18 protein-coding genes and 1 tRNA gene are annotated in these 14211 nt (G+C 64.3%); 3 read left to right on the top strand and 16 right to left on the bottom strand.

Translation table 11 applies throughout. The features are described 5' to 3' along the window. Positions 1-6: 6 nt before the first annotated feature. From BM382_RS20320 to BM382_RS20280, 9 genes are all read right to left on the bottom strand, one after another. Entirely contained in the window at positions 7-1221 is a 1215-nt protein-coding gene (locus tag BM382_RS20320; protein WP_072443741.1) for a response regulator, read from the bottom strand. Between the two features lie 138 nt (positions 1222-1359). Beyond that, on the bottom strand, positions 1360-2637 hold the full coding sequence (gabT, locus tag BM382_RS20315; RefSeq protein ID WP_011058566.1) for a 4-aminobutyrate--2-oxoglutarate transaminase: 1278 nt from the start codon (positions 2635-2637) through the stop codon (positions 1360-1362). Positions 2638-2814: 177 nt separating this feature from the next. Beyond that, positions 2815-4257: an NADP-dependent succinate-semialdehyde dehydrogenase gene (gabD, locus tag BM382_RS20310; RefSeq protein WP_011058565.1), complete on the bottom strand. Its 1443-nt coding sequence runs from the start codon at positions 4255-4257 to the stop codon at positions 2815-2817. Positions 4258-4637: 380 nt separating this feature from the next. Continuing rightward, on the bottom strand, positions 4638-4952 hold the full coding sequence (locus BM382_RS20305; protein ID WP_011058564.1) for a RebB family R body protein: 315 nt from the start codon (positions 4950-4952) through the stop codon (positions 4638-4640). Between the two features lie 54 nt (positions 4953-5006). Further along, positions 5007-5321 (bottom strand): RebB family R body protein, encoded by a 315-nt coding sequence (locus BM382_RS20300; RefSeq protein WP_011058563.1) that lies wholly within the window; start codon positions 5319-5321, stop codon positions 5007-5009. Between the two features lie 113 nt (positions 5322-5434). Next, positions 5435-5992: a hypothetical protein gene (locus BM382_RS20295; RefSeq protein ID WP_072443739.1), complete on the bottom strand. Its 558-nt coding sequence runs from the start codon at positions 5990-5992 to the stop codon at positions 5435-5437. Between the two features lie 141 nt (positions 5993-6133). Beyond that, positions 6134-6802, bottom strand: coding sequence for a hypothetical protein (locus tag BM382_RS20290; protein WP_011058561.1), 669 nt, complete (start codon positions 6800-6802; stop codon positions 6134-6136). Between the two features lie 24 nt (positions 6803-6826). After that, complete coding sequence (locus tag BM382_RS20285) at positions 6827-7054, bottom strand: RebB family R body protein (RefSeq protein ID WP_011058560.1); 228 nt, start codon at positions 7052-7054, stop codon at positions 6827-6829. A gap of 119 nt (positions 7055-7173) precedes the next feature. Further along, positions 7174-7716 (bottom strand): RNA polymerase sigma factor, encoded by a 543-nt coding sequence (locus tag BM382_RS20280; RefSeq protein WP_072443737.1) that lies wholly within the window; start codon positions 7714-7716, stop codon positions 7174-7176. 188 nt (positions 7717-7904) lie between these two features. On the opposite strand from BM382_RS20280, the gene BM382_RS20275 reads away from it, so the two are divergent. From BM382_RS20275 to BM382_RS20265, 3 genes are all read left to right on the top strand, one after another. Further along, a tRNA-Arg gene (locus BM382_RS20275) sits at positions 7905-7981 on the top strand. Positions 7982-8144: 163 nt separating this feature from the next. Continuing rightward, on the top strand, positions 8145-8996 hold the full coding sequence (locus BM382_RS20270) for a hypothetical protein (protein ID WP_072443735.1): 852 nt from the start codon (positions 8145-8147) through the stop codon (positions 8994-8996). Continuing rightward, positions 8980-9444, top strand: coding sequence for a hypothetical protein (locus BM382_RS20265; protein ID WP_011058557.1), 465 nt, complete (start codon positions 8980-8982; stop codon positions 9442-9444). The genes BM382_RS20270 and BM382_RS20265 overlap by 17 nt, the downstream gene beginning before the upstream one ends. Positions 9445-9461: 17 nt before the next feature. Here BM382_RS20265 and BM382_RS20260 read toward each other — a convergent pair whose 3' ends face one another. The 7 genes from BM382_RS20260 to BM382_RS20230 all read right to left on the bottom strand — a co-directional run bounded on the left by BM382_RS20260 (position 9462) and on the right by BM382_RS20230 (position 14144). Further along, positions 9462-9647 (bottom strand): hypothetical protein, encoded by a 186-nt coding sequence (locus tag BM382_RS20260; RefSeq protein ID WP_015633704.1) that lies wholly within the window; start codon positions 9645-9647, stop codon positions 9462-9464. Positions 9648-9719: 72 nt separating this feature from the next. Further along, entirely contained in the window at positions 9720-10403 is a 684-nt protein-coding gene (locus tag BM382_RS20255; protein WP_072443733.1) for a hypothetical protein, read from the bottom strand. After that, entirely contained in the window at positions 10400-10981 is a 582-nt protein-coding gene (locus tag BM382_RS20250; RefSeq protein ID WP_072443730.1) for an RNA polymerase sigma factor, read from the bottom strand. Before BM382_RS20250 ends, BM382_RS20255 begins: the two co-directional genes overlap by 4 nt. A gap of 37 nt (positions 10982-11018) precedes the next feature. Beyond that, complete coding sequence (locus tag BM382_RS20245) at positions 11019-12767, bottom strand: vWA domain-containing protein (protein WP_072443728.1); 1749 nt, start codon at positions 12765-12767, stop codon at positions 11019-11021. An 88-nt stretch (positions 12768-12855) separates the two neighbouring features. Next, positions 12856-13416 (bottom strand): YbhB/YbcL family Raf kinase inhibitor-like protein, encoded by a 561-nt coding sequence (locus BM382_RS20240; protein WP_011058553.1) that lies wholly within the window; start codon positions 13414-13416, stop codon positions 12856-12858. Positions 13417-13639: 223 nt separating this feature from the next. After that, positions 13640-13888, bottom strand: a complete 249-nt coding sequence (locus BM382_RS20235; RefSeq protein ID WP_011058552.1) for a BrnA antitoxin family protein — start codon at positions 13886-13888, stop codon at positions 13640-13642. Beyond that, positions 13866-14144: a BrnT family toxin gene (locus tag BM382_RS20230; RefSeq protein ID WP_072443726.1), complete on the bottom strand. Its 279-nt coding sequence runs from the start codon at positions 14142-14144 to the stop codon at positions 13866-13868. Before BM382_RS20230 ends, BM382_RS20235 begins: the two co-directional genes overlap by 23 nt. Positions 14145-14211: the final 67 nt, after the last annotated feature.

Here is a 14211-nt window from a genome sequence, read left to right as displayed (position 1 = left end):
AGTGGTTCAGCCCTTGCGCAGGCGGGTCAGTTCCGGCAGCCCGACCTTCAGCAGCCGCGCGGTCTTGCAGCGCGCGATCTCTTCCACCCCTTCGTGCTCGGTCAGCCGCGCCAGCTGCGCCGCCAGGTTCATCACCAGCGCCTCGCGGGAATACACCCCACCGCCCAACTGGTAGATCGAGGCAATCAGTTCCCGCAGTTCAAGGGGCATGCGCCAGCGGGTCCGCAGCGCCGAGCCGTAGGCCGCGCCAAAGCGCTCCAGGGCATCGCCGATTTCTTCCTGGTCGTCCAGCTCGCCGCCGGCCTGTTTCCACTCCTGCAAGCAACGCAGTAGCGCCAGGTCGCCCAGGCGATGCAGTAGCCCGGCGCAGTAGCAGCGCTCCTGGTCCAGGTCCAGCAGGCGCGCCAGGGTCCGGCCGTATTCCGCGGTATGCAGGGACAGCTCCCAATAGCGCTCGGCATAGTCGGCCAGGGCCGGATCGCTCAGGCGCGCGCTGCGCTTGAGGGTCAGGCCGAGGATCAGGTTCATGCTCTGCCCGGTGCCCAGCCGATGCAGGGCCTGGGACAGGGTCTGTACGCCGTCGCCATGGTGCTGCGCGGCGCTGTTGGCTGCAGCGATCAGCACCGCGGTGACCTGGGGATCGGTGCGGATCTCTTCCTCCAGCACCTTGAGATCCAGGCCTTCGGGGTTGAGGCTGCGCTTGACCGCCAGTTGCACATCGGTGAGCAGCGGCGCGCCGTCGGCCACATCGCGCCGGCGTTCGAGAAAGGACCACAGGGTCATGCCCGGCGCCAGGGCCGGCACCTCGCAGGAGACTTCCTGGCCGGCGTCCAGCAGCAGGCCCTGCAGGCGCTGGGTCAGCCCCTCCATGTTCAGGGGCTTGGTCAGGTAGGCAGTGGGCGCCAGGGGCAAGGCCTCGCGCACGCTGGCGCTGTCGCTACGCACGCTCAGCAGGATGAACGGCTGCACCGGGTTGCGCTTGCGCTGGCGCACCGCGCGCAGCAGCGACAGGCCATCGATGCCCGGCAGCTCCCAATCGGCAATGATCAGGTCATAGGGTTTGGCGCTCAGCAGGTCCATGGCCTCCTGACCGTCGGCACACAAGTCCAGACGCGCATCACAGCGCACGTTCAACAGCACTTGCTTGAGCAAATCACGAGACCAGGGATCAGCCTCGGCAATCAGCACGCGAGGTACAGCGGGTAAATCAACAGCGGTCATGCAGCACGCTCCCTAGGCAATCCCTTGCACCTTAGTCAATGCGCGGGCTTCCATACAACGCAAATCCCCCTGGAGCCGCCTGAGGGCGAAAAAAAACCCGCCGAAGCGGGTTTTTCTGTCGATCAGGTCACAGCGTCATCAGAGTTCAGCGAAGCACTCTTCGATGATGGCCAGGCCTTTGTCCAGCTGGGCATCCGGCGAGGTCAGCGGTACCAGAACCCGCAGAACGTTGCCGTAGGTGCCGCAGGACAGCAGGATCAGCCCCTTGTCGCGAGCCTTGGCCACGACCTGGGCCACGGCAGCGGCGTTCGGCTTGTGGCTGTCGCCATTCTCGAACAGTTCCACCGCGATCATCGCGCCCAGGGCACGCACTTCACCGATCACCGGGTACTTGGCCTGGATGGCCTTGAGGCCGGTCACCAGGCGCTCGCCAACAGCCTTGCAGCGATCCAGCAGGTGCTCTTCCTCGAACACTTCCATCACCGCCAGGGCCGCCGCACAAGCGATCGGGCTACCGGCGTAGGTGCCGCCCAGGCCGCCTGGAGCGATGGCGTCCATGTACTCGGCCTTGCCGCAGACACCGGCCAGCGGGAAGCCGCCGGCGATGGACTTGGCGAAGGTGGTCAGGTCGGCGGTAACGCCCATCTGTTCCATGGCGAAGAAGGTGCCGGTACGGCCAGCGCCGGTCTGCACTTCGTCAGCGATCAGCAGGATGCCGTGCTGGTCGCACAGGGCGCGCAGGCGCTTCATGAACTCTTTGGGCGCGACGTAGAAGCCGCCTTCGCCCTGTACCGGCTCGATGATGATCGCAGCGATATCACGGGGCTCGGCGTCGTTCTTGAAGATGCGCTCGATGCTGGCGATGGAGTCGTCGATGCTCACGCCGTGCAGTTCATTCGGGTACAGCGCGCGGAAGATGCCGCCTGGCATCAGGCCCATGCCAGCCGAGTACGGCACGACCTTGCCGGTCAGGCCCAGGGTCATCATGGTGCGGCCGTGGTAGGCGCCGGTGAAGGCGATCACGCCGGCGCGGCCAGTGGCGGCACGGGCAATCTTCACGGCGTTCTCGACGGCTTCGGAACCGGTGGTCACCAGCAGGGTTTTCTTGGCGAAATCACCTGGCACCTTGGCGTTGATTTTCTCGCACAGCTCCACGTAAGGCTCGTAGGCCAGGACCTGGAAGCAGGTGTGGGTCAGCTTGTTCAGTTGCTCGGTCACTGCGGCGATGATCTTCGGGTGCACGTGACCGGTGTTCAGTACCGCGATACCGCCGGCGAAGTCGATGAACTCGCGGCCTTCAACGTCGGTGACGGTGGCGTTCTTCGCGCTGTCGGCGAAGATCGGGTGAATCTGGCCAACACCGCGCGGTACAGCGGCTTCACGGCGTTTCATCAAAGATGCGTTGGTCTTGCTCATAGTGTCCTCATTCACCGCTGCGGCAGCGGTGTGATTCAAGGGTTGCGGGGCGGGGAAGCGGCTGCGACAGCATGCGATGATCGACTGTCGGAGCGGTCCCGGGCCACCTTGAAAAGTGCGTTTTTTAAAGCTGCGCAGGGGGACAGCGCTCTCGTGCCCCCGGCGCTTGAAACCGGATCAGATACCCAGGCAGAGGTATTTGATTTCCAGGTAATCCTCGATCCCGTACTTGGAACCTTCACGGCCCAGGCCCGAGGCCTTGATGCCGCCGAACGGCGCCACTTCGTTGGAGATCAGGCCGGTGTTGACCCCGACCATGCCGTATTCCAGGGCCTCGGCCACACGGAACACACGGCCCAGGTCGCGGGCATAGAAGTACGAGGCCAGGCCGAATTCGGTGTCGTTGGACATGGCGATGACTTCGGCTTCGTCTTTGAAGCGGAACAGCGGCGCCAGTGGGCCAAAGGTTTCTTCCTTGGCCACGGCTGCATCCTTGGGCACGTTGACCAGGATGGTCGGCTCGAAGAAGTTGCCTTCCATGGACTTGCCGCCGGCCAGCAGGGTCGCGCCTTTTTTCAGGGCGTCGGCGATGTGTTCCTGGACCTTGGCCACGGCTTTTTCGTCGATCAGCGGGCCAGTGGTGGTGCCTTCTTCCAGGCCGTTGCCGATCTTCAGCTTGGCCACTGCTGCCTTCAATTTCTCGGCGAAGGCGTCGTAGACCGAATCCTGGATGTACAGGCGGTTGGCGCAGACGCAGGTCTGGCCGTTGTTGCGGTACTTGGAGATGATCGCGCCTTCGACGGCCTTATCCAGGTCCGCGTCGTCGAACACGATGAACGGCGCGTTGCCGCCCAGCTCCAGGGAGACTTTCTTGATGTCCTTGGCGCATTCGGCCATCAGCTGGCGACCGATCTCGGTAGAGCCGGTGAACGACAGCTTGCGCACGATCGGGTTGCTGGTGAGCTCGCCGCCGATGTCGCCGGCGCTGCCGGTGACCACGCTCAGCACGCCTTTCGGGATGCCGGCACGGTGCGCCAGTTCCACCAGGGCCAGGGCCGAGAACGGGGTTTGCGAAGCGGGCTTGATGACCATGGTGCAACCGGCGGCCAGGGCCGGGCCGGCTTTACGGGTGATCATCGCCGCCGGGAAGTTCCACGGGGTGATGGCCGCGGTCACGCCGATCGGCTGCTTGATCACGATCAGGCGCTTGTCGGGCTGGTGGCCGGGAATCACGTCGCCGTAGATGCGCTTGGCTTCTTCGGCGAACCATTCGATGAAGGAGGCGGCGTAGGCGATTTCGCCCTTGGCTTCGGCCAGCGGCTTGCCCTGCTCCAGGGTCATCAGGCGACCCAGGTCGTCCTGGTTCTCGATCAGCAATTCATACCAGCGGCGCAGCTTGGTGGCGCGCTCCTTGGCGGTCAGGGCACGCCAGGCCGGCAGGGCCTTGTCGGCGGCCTCGATGGCGCGGCGGGTTTCGGCAGCGCCCATCTTTGGCACGGTACCGAGGATTTCACCGGTAGCGGGGTTGTTGACCTTGATCGTCTGGCCGTTGTCCGCGTCGACCCAAGCTCCATCGATGAAGGCTTGTTGGCGGAACAACTGGGCGTCTTTGAGCTGCATGTCGGCTTCCTTAACAGCACCGCGCATACGCGGGGCGAATTGTGATTGTAGAAAGGCGCCAGGTCAGGAGGAGAGCGCCGGGGCGCTGTCACCAGCCCGTGGCCAGGCTGCCGTCAGGAAAATCGTTCACTGGGTAAAAGCACGAAAAAGTCGCACACAAGAATAGACGTGCGTTTGGGCACCCAGGCAAGAGCGTTTGAAATCTCAAACGAATCCTAGGGTCAACGGGGGTAAAGGACAATAGGCTGTTCGAAAAAAAGAACGTAAAGGCGCCTAGCGGTAAAAAATCCGCTTCAACCTCCCATGCCGCCGGGCAAAAGACAACGCCCCCGCAGCCTATGGCAGGCGGCGGGGGCGCTGGCATGGCGCCTGTGGAACGGTCAGCTACTGAACGACTTGAGCACCGTCAACAGGCTGGTGAGGTTGTCGGCCACACCGCCCTGGGCGACTTTCTCGGTGGCCGACGCACCGGCGGTGGTGTCGACGCTGTAGATCTGCATCACGCCCTGGTTGGTGGCCGCCTGGGCCAGGGTGTTTTGCTGCTGCTGCGCCGAAACCGAGTTCTGGAACAGGATGGCCACGGACTGGCCCATGGACTGGTAGATGGTGCCCATCGACATGGCTGGCGCTTCGGCGACGACCTTGACGTTGGTCTGGGTGACGGCATCGGTGATTTGCGGACTGACTGTGCTCATAAAAACTCCATTTTTTCAGCAGGTAGGTTCAACGGAAAATCAGGCTTTCAGCCATCAGCTCTGAAAGGACTTGAGAACCGTCAACAGGCTGGTGAGGTTGTCGGAGACCCCGCCCTGGGCGACTTTTTCGGTGGCCGCCGCCCCGGCGGTAGTGTCGACGCTGTAGATCTGCATCACGCCCTGGTTGGTGGCCGCCTGGGCCAGGGTGTTTTGCTGCTGCTGCGCCGAGACCGAGTTCTGGAACAGTATCGCGGTGGCCTGGGCCATGGATTGGTAGATGGTGCCCATCGCCATGGCCGGCGCTTCGGCGACGACCTTGACGTTGGTCTGGGTGACGGCATCGGTGATTTGTTCGTTTACAAGTGGCATGGCTCAACTTCCTTTGTTAGGCACACGGAGCATTCCGTGTCATTGAGTGAACGTGGCAGCCCTGATGCTGTGAAGCGGGGCTTGAACGGCCTTGCGGTTATTTCAGGGGGCCCTTATTGCCCACTGCCGGCGGTCAGTTGCTTGAGGGTGTCTTCGACTTTCTGCGACAGCCCGGCCATCCGCGCCTCGACCGCGGCTTTCACCTCCTGCTGGACCAGGGCGTTGATCATTGCCTTGAGCTGCGGATCGTCCACCGGGAAGCTGGCCGGGGACAGTGCCGGCGCCAGCGCCGCCGCGGCGGCTGCAGCGGCGGCGGTCGTCACCAGGCCGGCCCCGGGGGGCGATACCGACAGCGGCTCCTCGGACTCGGCGGCCGCCAGCAGTTGGCGCAGCACCAGCTCCCGCGCCTGGGGATCGGCCTTGCCCGCGGCGGCGGAACCGGCCAGTTGATCGATGATCTGCCGGGTGCGCAGCCCATCGGACTGCATCAGCTCCGTGGCCCGCTGCCGCGCCTGATCGACGCTCTGTTGCGCGGCCCTGGACATGTCCAGCGGCTTGTCCTGGGCAAATGCCTCCAGTACCTGGCGCTCGACCTGGGTCAACGGGCGTTTCAGATACTTCTCGGCAAAGCCGAATATCGTCGCCATCGGGGTCTGCTCTTCATTCGCCATTGCATGCTCCTTACTCAATGAATGACGTTGAAGGGCTGGGCACCGGGTCCGTCGAACTTCAACGCCAGGGGAAAAGCCTGTGTCGCGGTCATGCTCCTGGCCGTGCAGGCCCCGGGCACCTGGCGCGCCCGGGGCGCTTGCTCAGGAGGACGGTGTGCGATTGGCCAGGGTGCTGCTGTACTTGGCGATGCTCTGGTCGATCTTGTCGATGGCCACGCCGGCCGCGTCGGCCTCCATGGCTCCGGCAGCCGCCGCCACCGCAGCCGCCGCGCCCACCAGCAGATCGGTGACCAACGCGCCCAGGGCATCCTCGGCAGCCCCCTTGACGTTCTCTTTGACGATGTTCTCGGTCATCTGCTTGAGCAGCACCGCCTGGGCCGCCAGGGCCAGCTTGCTGACCCCGTCGAAATACCCCGCCGCCGACTGCGCCACCAGGCCGGCGGCCTGGCTGATCATCATGTCCGGCGCTGCTGCGATCTGCGCCGGGGCATAGCTGAAGGTCTGGGCATTGCTGAACTGCACCGCCTGGACGATCTGGCTGTTCAGGGCATCGGTGCTGTCGCTGCTGGGCGTGCCGGCCTGCTTGAGCAGGTGCGCATTCATCGTCTGCATCATCGAGGGCTGCGCCGGGCCTGCAGGCGATGGCGCAGGATCGGGCGCCGGCGCGCTGGCTGTCGAGGCGGCGTCACCGGCCATCGCCGAGGGTGCCTCAGGCTCGGCGGCTACTGCAGCGGCGCCAGGGTCGGCCGCCGCGCCGGCGCTTTCATCGGCCGCGGCTGCGGGTGGGGTTTTCTTCTTGAACCAGGCCATGACGATTCTCCCGGGCGGTCAGCCCTACTCGCCAATCGCCATGATCAGCGCCACGGCCTTGGACACCACCGCATTGGAGATCTGGTTGAGCGCCTGCTGGCTGTTGACCGCGTTCTGCAGCGACAGGCCGGCCGAGTGGCTGGCCACCTGGTACAGCGAGGCGATGGCCTGGGCCGGAGCCTCGGCCACGACCTTGACGTTGGTCTGGGTGACGGCATCGGTGATCTGCGAGTTGACCATTGGATCGGGCATACATCTCTCCTTAGATGGAATGGCCCACCGCAGAAGGCGGCGGCACCGGCTACAGCATCGAAAACAGGCTCACTGAACAGGAACGCCCGAGCGAGCCGGCTGTGAAACCTCAGGCCACATCAACGCAACTGCGCCCGCAACAGCTGCACATACTTGCGCGCCAAGGGCTGGTTCATGCCCAGCTCGGCGGCGATGTGGGGATAGGGCAGGTCGTCGACAAACTTTAGTTCAAACAGGCGGCGCTTCTTCGGCGGCAGTTGCGCCACCCGTCGACTGAGCAAGGCCAGGGTCTCCAGCAATTCCACCTGGTCGAGCACCGACATCTGCGGGGCCTCTAGCTGCTGCAGCGGGTCATCCTCGAGCCCGGCGAAATCCACAAACAGGCGCTGCTCCCGGGCCTGCCGGCGGCAGCTGTCGACAAACACATGATCGAGCACCAGGAACAGAAAGCCCTGGGGGTCGCGAATCCGCTCCGGCGAGCGACGAAAGAACAGCAGCGCCTTGATCGCCGTGGCCGCCAGCCACTCTTGGGCACCATCGGCGTTGCCCCGCGCCAACTGCCGGGCGCGGCGCTGCAAACCGGGCAATACCGCCCTCCAGCTGGCTTCGAACAGTTGGTCCGGCAGGCCCGCTTGCAGGCCGCCCGGCATGGAACAGTTCATCTCCTGCACCTCCCTGTGCCCCGTGATTGCACGGTTCTGGCTGCAGGTTGCGCGCAGGTACGAGGAAGCTTCAGCAGGAAAAACTGCCACTACGGCCCGGGTTTCCGGGGGTTGCGACGGACAAGCACCAGCCGATGAAAACCGGCGTGGACGCCCCGAGTCGACATAGGTATGATGTCGCCCGCACTGCACTCGTAGCTCAGCTGGATAGAGTACTGCCCTCCGAAGGCAGGGGTCGTGGGTTCGAATCCCGCCGAGTGCGCCATCTTCAGCAAAAAAGCCCCAGGTCTTACGGCCTGGGGCTTTTTTGTTGATCCGCGATGCAAAACGGCGCAATGCCCGAACGGCACCCCGCACACATGACGGCCCCGGGCTGTCCTGGCGAGGCGCAACTTGCTACATTCGCCGCCCCCGGACAGGAGGTCCCGATGCTGCGCCATCCCCTGCACAATCAACCCTTCGAGCCCCAGATACGCGACTGGGTCACCTGGTTCATGGGCTATGACATGCCCCCGGCCCTGGATGCCGAACTGAACCGCTACAACCCCAATGACCCAGACGACCGCGAATACCTGGTCCGCCACTACGGCCTGATGCGCCACGGTTCCCGGGAAAATTTCCGGCATCGACAGCGGCTGGTGGAGGTGCTGCAAGCGGCCCTGGATGACCCGGACTACGACTTCGAACAGATCTGGGAGCCCATCGAGGACGACTACGAATACGATCAGTGGCCCAGCAACTGGCCAGGGGTGATCGACAACAGCCGGGACCTTTTCCAGCGCCTGCTGAACGCGGCACGGGAGCGCTGGCAGGAAGACCTGGTCCGCGCGCAATTGCCTTCGCTGGCAGAGTGCCGGGCAATCCCGCACCGTGAGCGTTTCGGCGGGGATTGGCTGTTCGGCATCGACAACCCTGAAGCCTGGCGGGCCGAGTTCGATGTGACCGCCACGCCCTATGACCTGGAGACCCAGGGCCCGCAGTTCCAGGGCGAGCAACTGAGCCTGCACCTGAGCGGTGAACTGCCGCGCTTGTCTGTGCCTGCCAGCTGGCCGGTGATCGAGGCGGCGACCCACTGCAGTTTCGTGCTCAATGTCCAGGGCATCAGCGAACTGGCGGTCAGCGGCACGCGCTTCGACGGGCGCATGCGCACCCAGCTCACTCGCCTGGGCCCCGGTTATCACCTGCGCCTGGAAATCGGCTTCGATTGCGTGATCGAATGCGTGGCGTTATCTGTGAGCATCGCCGACGTCAAGGGAACACCCGATGAAAAGCAACTTTGAAGTGGCTCTGGAGCGCGAGGAAGTGCTGCAGTTCTTTCGCGGCCAGGGCCAGTACCTGACCCGGGACGGCGATTGGGACGAGCACCTGTACTGCATCAATTGGCCGGGGATCTTCGCCTACCTGCGGGACAACGCCGACGGCGCACAGCAACTGAGCGCCAGCTTCGAGCGCTACGCGTACAGCGTCGAGGAAAGCATTGAGGACTGTTTCGGCCTGCGGGAAAACCTGTTCTGCTACTACTCGACCCGAGCCCGCTGGGCGCCCGAGAGTGTCGACCTGCTGGGGCAATTGCCGGAGCCCTGCCGGCGGCGGATCGTGCAGCGCCTGAGCTGGTATCGCTGGCAAGTGGAAAACCACGCCCGGCTGCTGCCGGAACGGGCCCGGCGCATGACCGCGGACGGTGCCTGCGCCGAGTTCATCGAGTTGCCCGCCACCCCCTACGCCTGAGCGCTGGGGCTGCCGGATCACTCCTCCTCGACGGCGTCGGAGTGCGGGTCCGCCTGATCGTCTTCGTCGTCGGCCTGCTGATCGAGGTCCTCGCCCTCTTCAAGGCCAAAGTCCTTGCGGCTTTCCTTGATGGCCTGGCGCAGCTCCGCCCCCTTGATCGGGCAGTTCAACATTGCAGCAATACGGTCGATGCGGGGTGCCATGACCGGCCTCTCACTTTCTGGAAACTGGGCAGATAGTGCGCGTTTTCCGCTGCGACAGCCAACCCCCGCACCTTATTGACGACGCAAGGCTTGCAGGCGCGCGTCCAGATCCTCCTGTGGATAAGTTTCCTGCAGCTGGAGCAGCAGCTCGGCCGCCGCGCGGTTCTGGCCCTCGTCCCATAGACGCAGCACTGTCTGCAGTTGCTCATTCAATCGCTTGATCGCCCGGGGCGCGACCGGCGCCGACATGCGCTTGGCCAGCTTGCTCGACTCGGCCCTGGGCTTGGCCATCGCAGGTGGCGCTGCATCAGCGGACGCTTCCATCTCCGGCGCCGCGGCAAAACTGCCGACAGGGGCCGCCGGAGCGATGGGCGAAGGGGCAGCCGGCTCAGGGACGCTCAAGGCCCCGGCCAGCTCGGCGGAACGTGGCGCCGCCTGGCGCGCCATGGGCGCAGCTGGGGCTGGAGCGGGCGCAGGGACAAAGGCCTGCTCTTGTGGATAGTGCTCCGGGGAGGGCCGCAGCAAGCCAATGACCAGGGCCACGCCAAACAGGCTGGCAAAAGCCAGTTGATAACGCGGCCGCAGGCAGGCCTGCATCCAGCGTTGCCAGAGGCCGGGCTTGGGCGCCGGGGCTTCGCGGCGCGCAGTGGCCAGGATCAGGGCATCCAGATGGGCCGGTGGTTCCTGGGCGCTGTGTTGGCGGATATGCGCCAGCATCTGCTCTTCGGGGGTTGGGGTCTGTCGGGCGTCAGTCATGTGAGTACCTCCTCGGCCAGGAGCCGACGCAATTTTTTCAACGCATAGCGGAAACGGCTTTTCACCGTTTCCAGGGGAGCCTGGGTCAGGCTGGCGATTTCTGGCAGTTCCAGGTCGCCGTGGGCCCGCAGCAGGAACACCTCGCGCTGGTCTTCGGGCAGGTCCTGCAGGGCGGCTTCGATACGCTGCTGGTCGCGGCACAGGCTCAGTTGCTGTTCGGGGCCGGGGGCATGGTCGGCTTCACCGTGCAGTTGTTCGTCATAGCTGTCGTGCAACGGGTTGCGCTGGCCGTGCTTGCGCCAGTGGTCGATCAAGCGGTTGCGGGCAATCTGGTACAACCAGGTCCGGAAGCTGGCCCGGCCCTGGGGCTGGCTGGTGCTGCGGATCAGGCTGAGCCAGGTTTCCTGGTAGACCTCATCCGCCAGCTCGGCCTTGCCGCACAAGCTCAGCACAAAGCGATACAAGCCCTGGCGATGGCGCTGGTAAAGCACCTCGAAGGCCGCGGGGTCTCCGGCACGGTAACGCGCCAGCAGCGTTTCATCGCTGCTGGCGTCGCTGGTGGATTGGGCAGCAGACATAGGGCGGTTGAACTCCTGTTCACTGCGGGTCTGAGGTCTACTCAAGGCGGCTCTGCACTTGGCTCAAGTCCACGGGCTGCGCCGCCTGGGCTTTCGGCGCCTGAGTTTGCAGGCTTTGCGCCAGCTCCACCAGCTGTACGAACTCGCCTCGCAGGCCGTAAGGGTCGGCACCCTTGGCGCCCTGGGCCAGCTTGACCGTGTCGGCCAGGCTGAAGTTGCCGGTGTAGCGGCCGTCCTTGAGCTGCTGGGAGAACGCCGCCACGGCTGCGGCGAAGCGCAGGTCGGGGCTGGCCGCCGCCAGGCTGCCCGGCTGCTGGGCACTGATGGGCCGTTCGATCAGGCGGCTGCTGCCGCCTTCCGGCGCCTTGTAGCGCAGCCGCAGCATGGCCAGCTCGCCCTGCTTGCCACTCTGTTGCGGCGCCTTGGCCTGGGCATAACGCAGCGGCTCCAGCCAACCCTTCTCGCCAGCCGGGACAATTTCATACAACGCGGTAACCGTATGCCCTGCACCGATTTCACCGGCGTCGACCTTGTCATTGCTGAAGTCTTCTCGCTTGAGTGCACGGTTCTCATAACCCAGTAGGCGGTATTCGCTGACCTGGGCCGGGTTGAACTCCACTTGCAGCTTCACGTCCTTGGCCACCACCGCCAGGGTCGAGCTGAGCTGGTCCACCAGCACCTTGCGCGCTTCGCGCAGGTTGTCGATGTAGGCGTAGTTGCCGTCACCGGCGTCGGCCAGTTGCTCCATCAGGTGCTCGTTGTAGTTGTCCACGCCGAACCCCAGGGTGGTCAGGGAGACACCACTCTTGCGCTTCTCGGCGGCCATGGCCTTGAGGCTGTCGAAGTCGCTGACGCCGACGTTGAAGTCGCCGTCGGTGGCCAGCAGGATGCGGTTGATGCCCTTGTCGATAAAACCCTGCTGGGCCATCTGGTAGGCCAGCTGGATACCCGAGGCGCCCGCCGTGGAACCACCCGCGGTGAGCTGGTCGATGGCAGTGCGGATCTTCGCCTTGTCACGACCGGACGTGGGCTCCAGCACCACCCGTGATTCACCGGCGTAGACCACCAGCGACACCCGATCCTGGTCCCGCAGTTGATCCACCAGCAGCTTGAGGGTGCTTTTCACCAGGGGCAGGCCTTCACGGCGATCCATGGAGCCGGAGACATCCACCAGGAACACCAGGTTGGCCGGGGCCAGCTCCGCCACCGCGCGATCCGATGCCTTGATGCCGATGCGCAGCAGGCGGGTATGGGGATTCCACGGCGACGGCGCCAGCTCGGTGGTCACGCCAAAGGGCGAGCCGTCCGTGGGCAGGGCGTAATCGTAGGGAAAGTAGTTGACCAGTTCCTCCAGGCGCACCGCGCCCTCCGGCGGCAGGCTGCCCTGGTTGAGCAAGCGGCGGACGTTGGCATAGGCACCCGTATCGACGTCGGCGCTGAAGGTCGAGACCGGTGCTTCGGCGACGCTGTGGATCGGGTTGTCCGGCAGTTTCTGGTACTGCTCCCGGGGCTCGTCGCGGTAACCGGCCACCAGCGAATCCCGTGAGCTAATGGGCGCCGGCATCGGCGCTGACAACCTCATCGGATGCACAGCGCGCTTGGCCATGGTGGCATCGGCATGCTGCACCTCGTACTGCGCTTGAGGCGCAGCCTGCAATGCTCCCTGGGTTGACGAGCCGGCAGCGGATTCGGGCTTGGACGACACACCACAGCCGGCAACTGCCAGCAACAAGCCGGCGGCAAAACCCTGGGCGGCCGGACGAAGGAAATGCACGGGAAGGGACATGGGGCTGACCTCGGAAAGAAATGATCCATTCCCCCCTTCAGACGAAGCCCCTGGGCGATTCGGGTTAAGCCTTCGAAAAAAATTTCACTCAGCGGGAATAGCGGCGCACCACACTGCTGTTGCGCAGTACGTGACCGTTGATCTTTTCCAGCAGTTGGGCGCGGGTCAGCCCGGCGGGCAGAGCTTCCGGCGGCAGGTCCAGGGCGTAGATCTGGATGATGTAGTGGTGCGCGCTGTCACCCACCGGCGGGCACGGGCCCATATAGGAAGTACCGTTGCGGCTGTTGAGGCCGGCCAGCCCTTCCAGGTTCGGCTTGTTGCCGGCACCGGCGGGAATCTGCCGGGTGGTGGGCTTGATGCCGTAGTGCACCCAGTGATCCACGCCCTGGCCCTTGGCCCCGTCCGGGTCGTGCATGACGATGGCGTAGCTCAAGGTCCCGGTCGGGCCGGCAGTCCAGTTCAAGGCCGGGGAATTATTGTGCCCGCCACAGCCCTTGGCATCGCTGGCATTGCCCGTGGTGAACAGCCGGTCATCCGAAACCCCGGGAATGTTCAGGGTAAAACGCTCCTGGGCCTGCACGGGCAAGTGCAGGCACAGCAACGCGGCACCAACGGCCAGCCAAGTATTGCGGGAGGCAAAGCGAGACATACGAAAGCACCTTATTTGCGGATGAGGTCAGGGTGAGCACAAGACTATAGCCTGCACGAAAGAGCGCACTCCTTCGCACCAGGCAAGGGAGCAGATTGAGCTTGAGGACGGGGGTAGTTGTAAATGAATATTTCAGACAGGAATCGCAATGGCGACCACCCTCCACGGCCGGCCGGAAAGAGCGGCGGGCCATCCGCCCGCCTCCTGAAATGATGCACAGGCCTCAGTCCCGGTGGGCCTGCATGTACTGGCGCAGCAATTGGTTGATCCGCGTCTGGTAACCCGCGCCCTGGCCCTTGAACCACTCCAGCACATCGGCGTCCAGGCGAATGGTCACGGCCTTCTTGCCCGGCAGGTGCACCTCGGCGCGGCGAAAGAAATCGTCATCCAGCTCGGGAATATCAGAAGTATCGATGCCCTGGTCATCGGTTTTCGCCAGGCGATCCCAATCAGTTTTCGATCCGTTGGACATAATATTTAGCCTCCCGCTTAGTGGCTTTTCGCGCCGAGATGATGCGCACCGCATGACCCCGCCGCTCGGTATGGACCACCACGCCCACCAGGGTCCTGATCCAACCGAGGCTGGCCCAGCGCTCCTCGCGGTAGTCCAGGCGCTCATCGCGCAAGGACAGCACCGGGCGCTGGAACATCAGCACCGCATCGTTGAAATCGATGCCGTGCTTGAGCATGTTGGCGTGGTTCTTGGCCTCGTCCCATGCAACGTACATAAGCAATTCCGTATTTACAAATGTACATACAGGCTAGCCGACCGTTCGCCAAAAGCGCCCTGGCTAA

This window comes from Pseudomonas sp. NFPP25 (assembly GCF_900116505.1).
GTDB lineage: Bacteria > Pseudomonadota > Gammaproteobacteria > Pseudomonadales > Pseudomonadaceae > Aquipseudomonas > Aquipseudomonas protegens.
The sequence above is the reverse complement of the archived record's forward strand: the minus strand, read 5'-3'. Positions and strand labels throughout refer to the sequence as shown.

Bases quoted from the DNA above. Each gene is read 5' to 3' on its own strand.
- BM382_RS20320 (WP_072443741.1), bottom strand. From the start codon at position 1,221: ATGACCGCTGTTGATTTACCCGCTGTACCTCGCGTGCTGATTGCCGAG.
- gabT (WP_011058566.1), bottom strand. From the start codon at position 2,637: ATGAGCAAGACCAACGCATCTTTGATGAAACGCCGTGAAGCCGCTGTA.
- gabD (WP_011058565.1), bottom strand. From the start codon at position 4,257: ATGCAGCTCAAAGACGCCCAGTTGTTCCGCCAACAAGCCTTCATCGAT.
- BM382_RS20305 (WP_011058564.1), bottom strand. From the start codon at position 4,952: ATGAGCACAGTCAGTCCGCAAATCACCGATGCCGTCACCCAGACCAAC.
- BM382_RS20300 (WP_011058563.1), bottom strand. From the start codon at position 5,321: ATGCCACTTGTAAACGAACAAATCACCGATGCCGTCACCCAGACCAAC.
- BM382_RS20295 (WP_072443739.1), bottom strand. From the start codon at position 5,992: ATGGCGAATGAAGAGCAGACCCCGATGGCGACGATATTCGGCTTTGCC.
- BM382_RS20290 (WP_011058561.1), bottom strand. From the start codon at position 6,802: ATGGCCTGGTTCAAGAAGAAAACCCCACCCGCAGCCGCGGCCGATGAA.
- BM382_RS20285 (WP_011058560.1), bottom strand. From the start codon at position 7,054: ATGCCCGATCCAATGGTCAACTCGCAGATCACCGATGCCGTCACCCAG.
- BM382_RS20280 (WP_072443737.1), bottom strand. From the start codon at position 7,716: ATGAACTGTTCCATGCCGGGCGGCCTGCAAGCGGGCCTGCCGGACCAA.
- BM382_RS20270 (WP_072443735.1), top strand. From the start codon at position 8,145: ATGCTGCGCCATCCCCTGCACAATCAACCCTTCGAGCCCCAGATACGC.
- BM382_RS20265 (WP_011058557.1), top strand. From the start codon at position 8,980: ATGAAAAGCAACTTTGAAGTGGCTCTGGAGCGCGAGGAAGTGCTGCAG.
- BM382_RS20260 (WP_015633704.1), bottom strand. From the start codon at position 9,647: ATGGCACCCCGCATCGACCGTATTGCTGCAATGTTGAACTGCCCGATC.
- BM382_RS20255 (WP_072443733.1), bottom strand. From the start codon at position 10,403: ATGACTGACGCCCGACAGACCCCAACCCCCGAAGAGCAGATGCTGGCG.
- BM382_RS20250 (WP_072443730.1), bottom strand. From the start codon at position 10,981: ATGTCTGCTGCCCAATCCACCAGCGACGCCAGCAGCGATGAAACGCTG.
- BM382_RS20245 (WP_072443728.1), bottom strand. From the start codon at position 12,767: ATGTCCCTTCCCGTGCATTTCCTTCGTCCGGCCGCCCAGGGTTTTGCC.
- BM382_RS20240 (WP_011058553.1), bottom strand. From the start codon at position 13,416: ATGTCTCGCTTTGCCTCCCGCAATACTTGGCTGGCCGTTGGTGCCGCG.
- BM382_RS20235 (WP_011058552.1), bottom strand. From the start codon at position 13,888: ATGTCCAACGGATCGAAAACTGATTGGGATCGCCTGGCGAAAACCGAT.
- BM382_RS20230 (WP_072443726.1), bottom strand. From the start codon at position 14,144: ATGTACGTTGCATGGGACGAGGCCAAGAACCACGCCAACATGCTCAAG.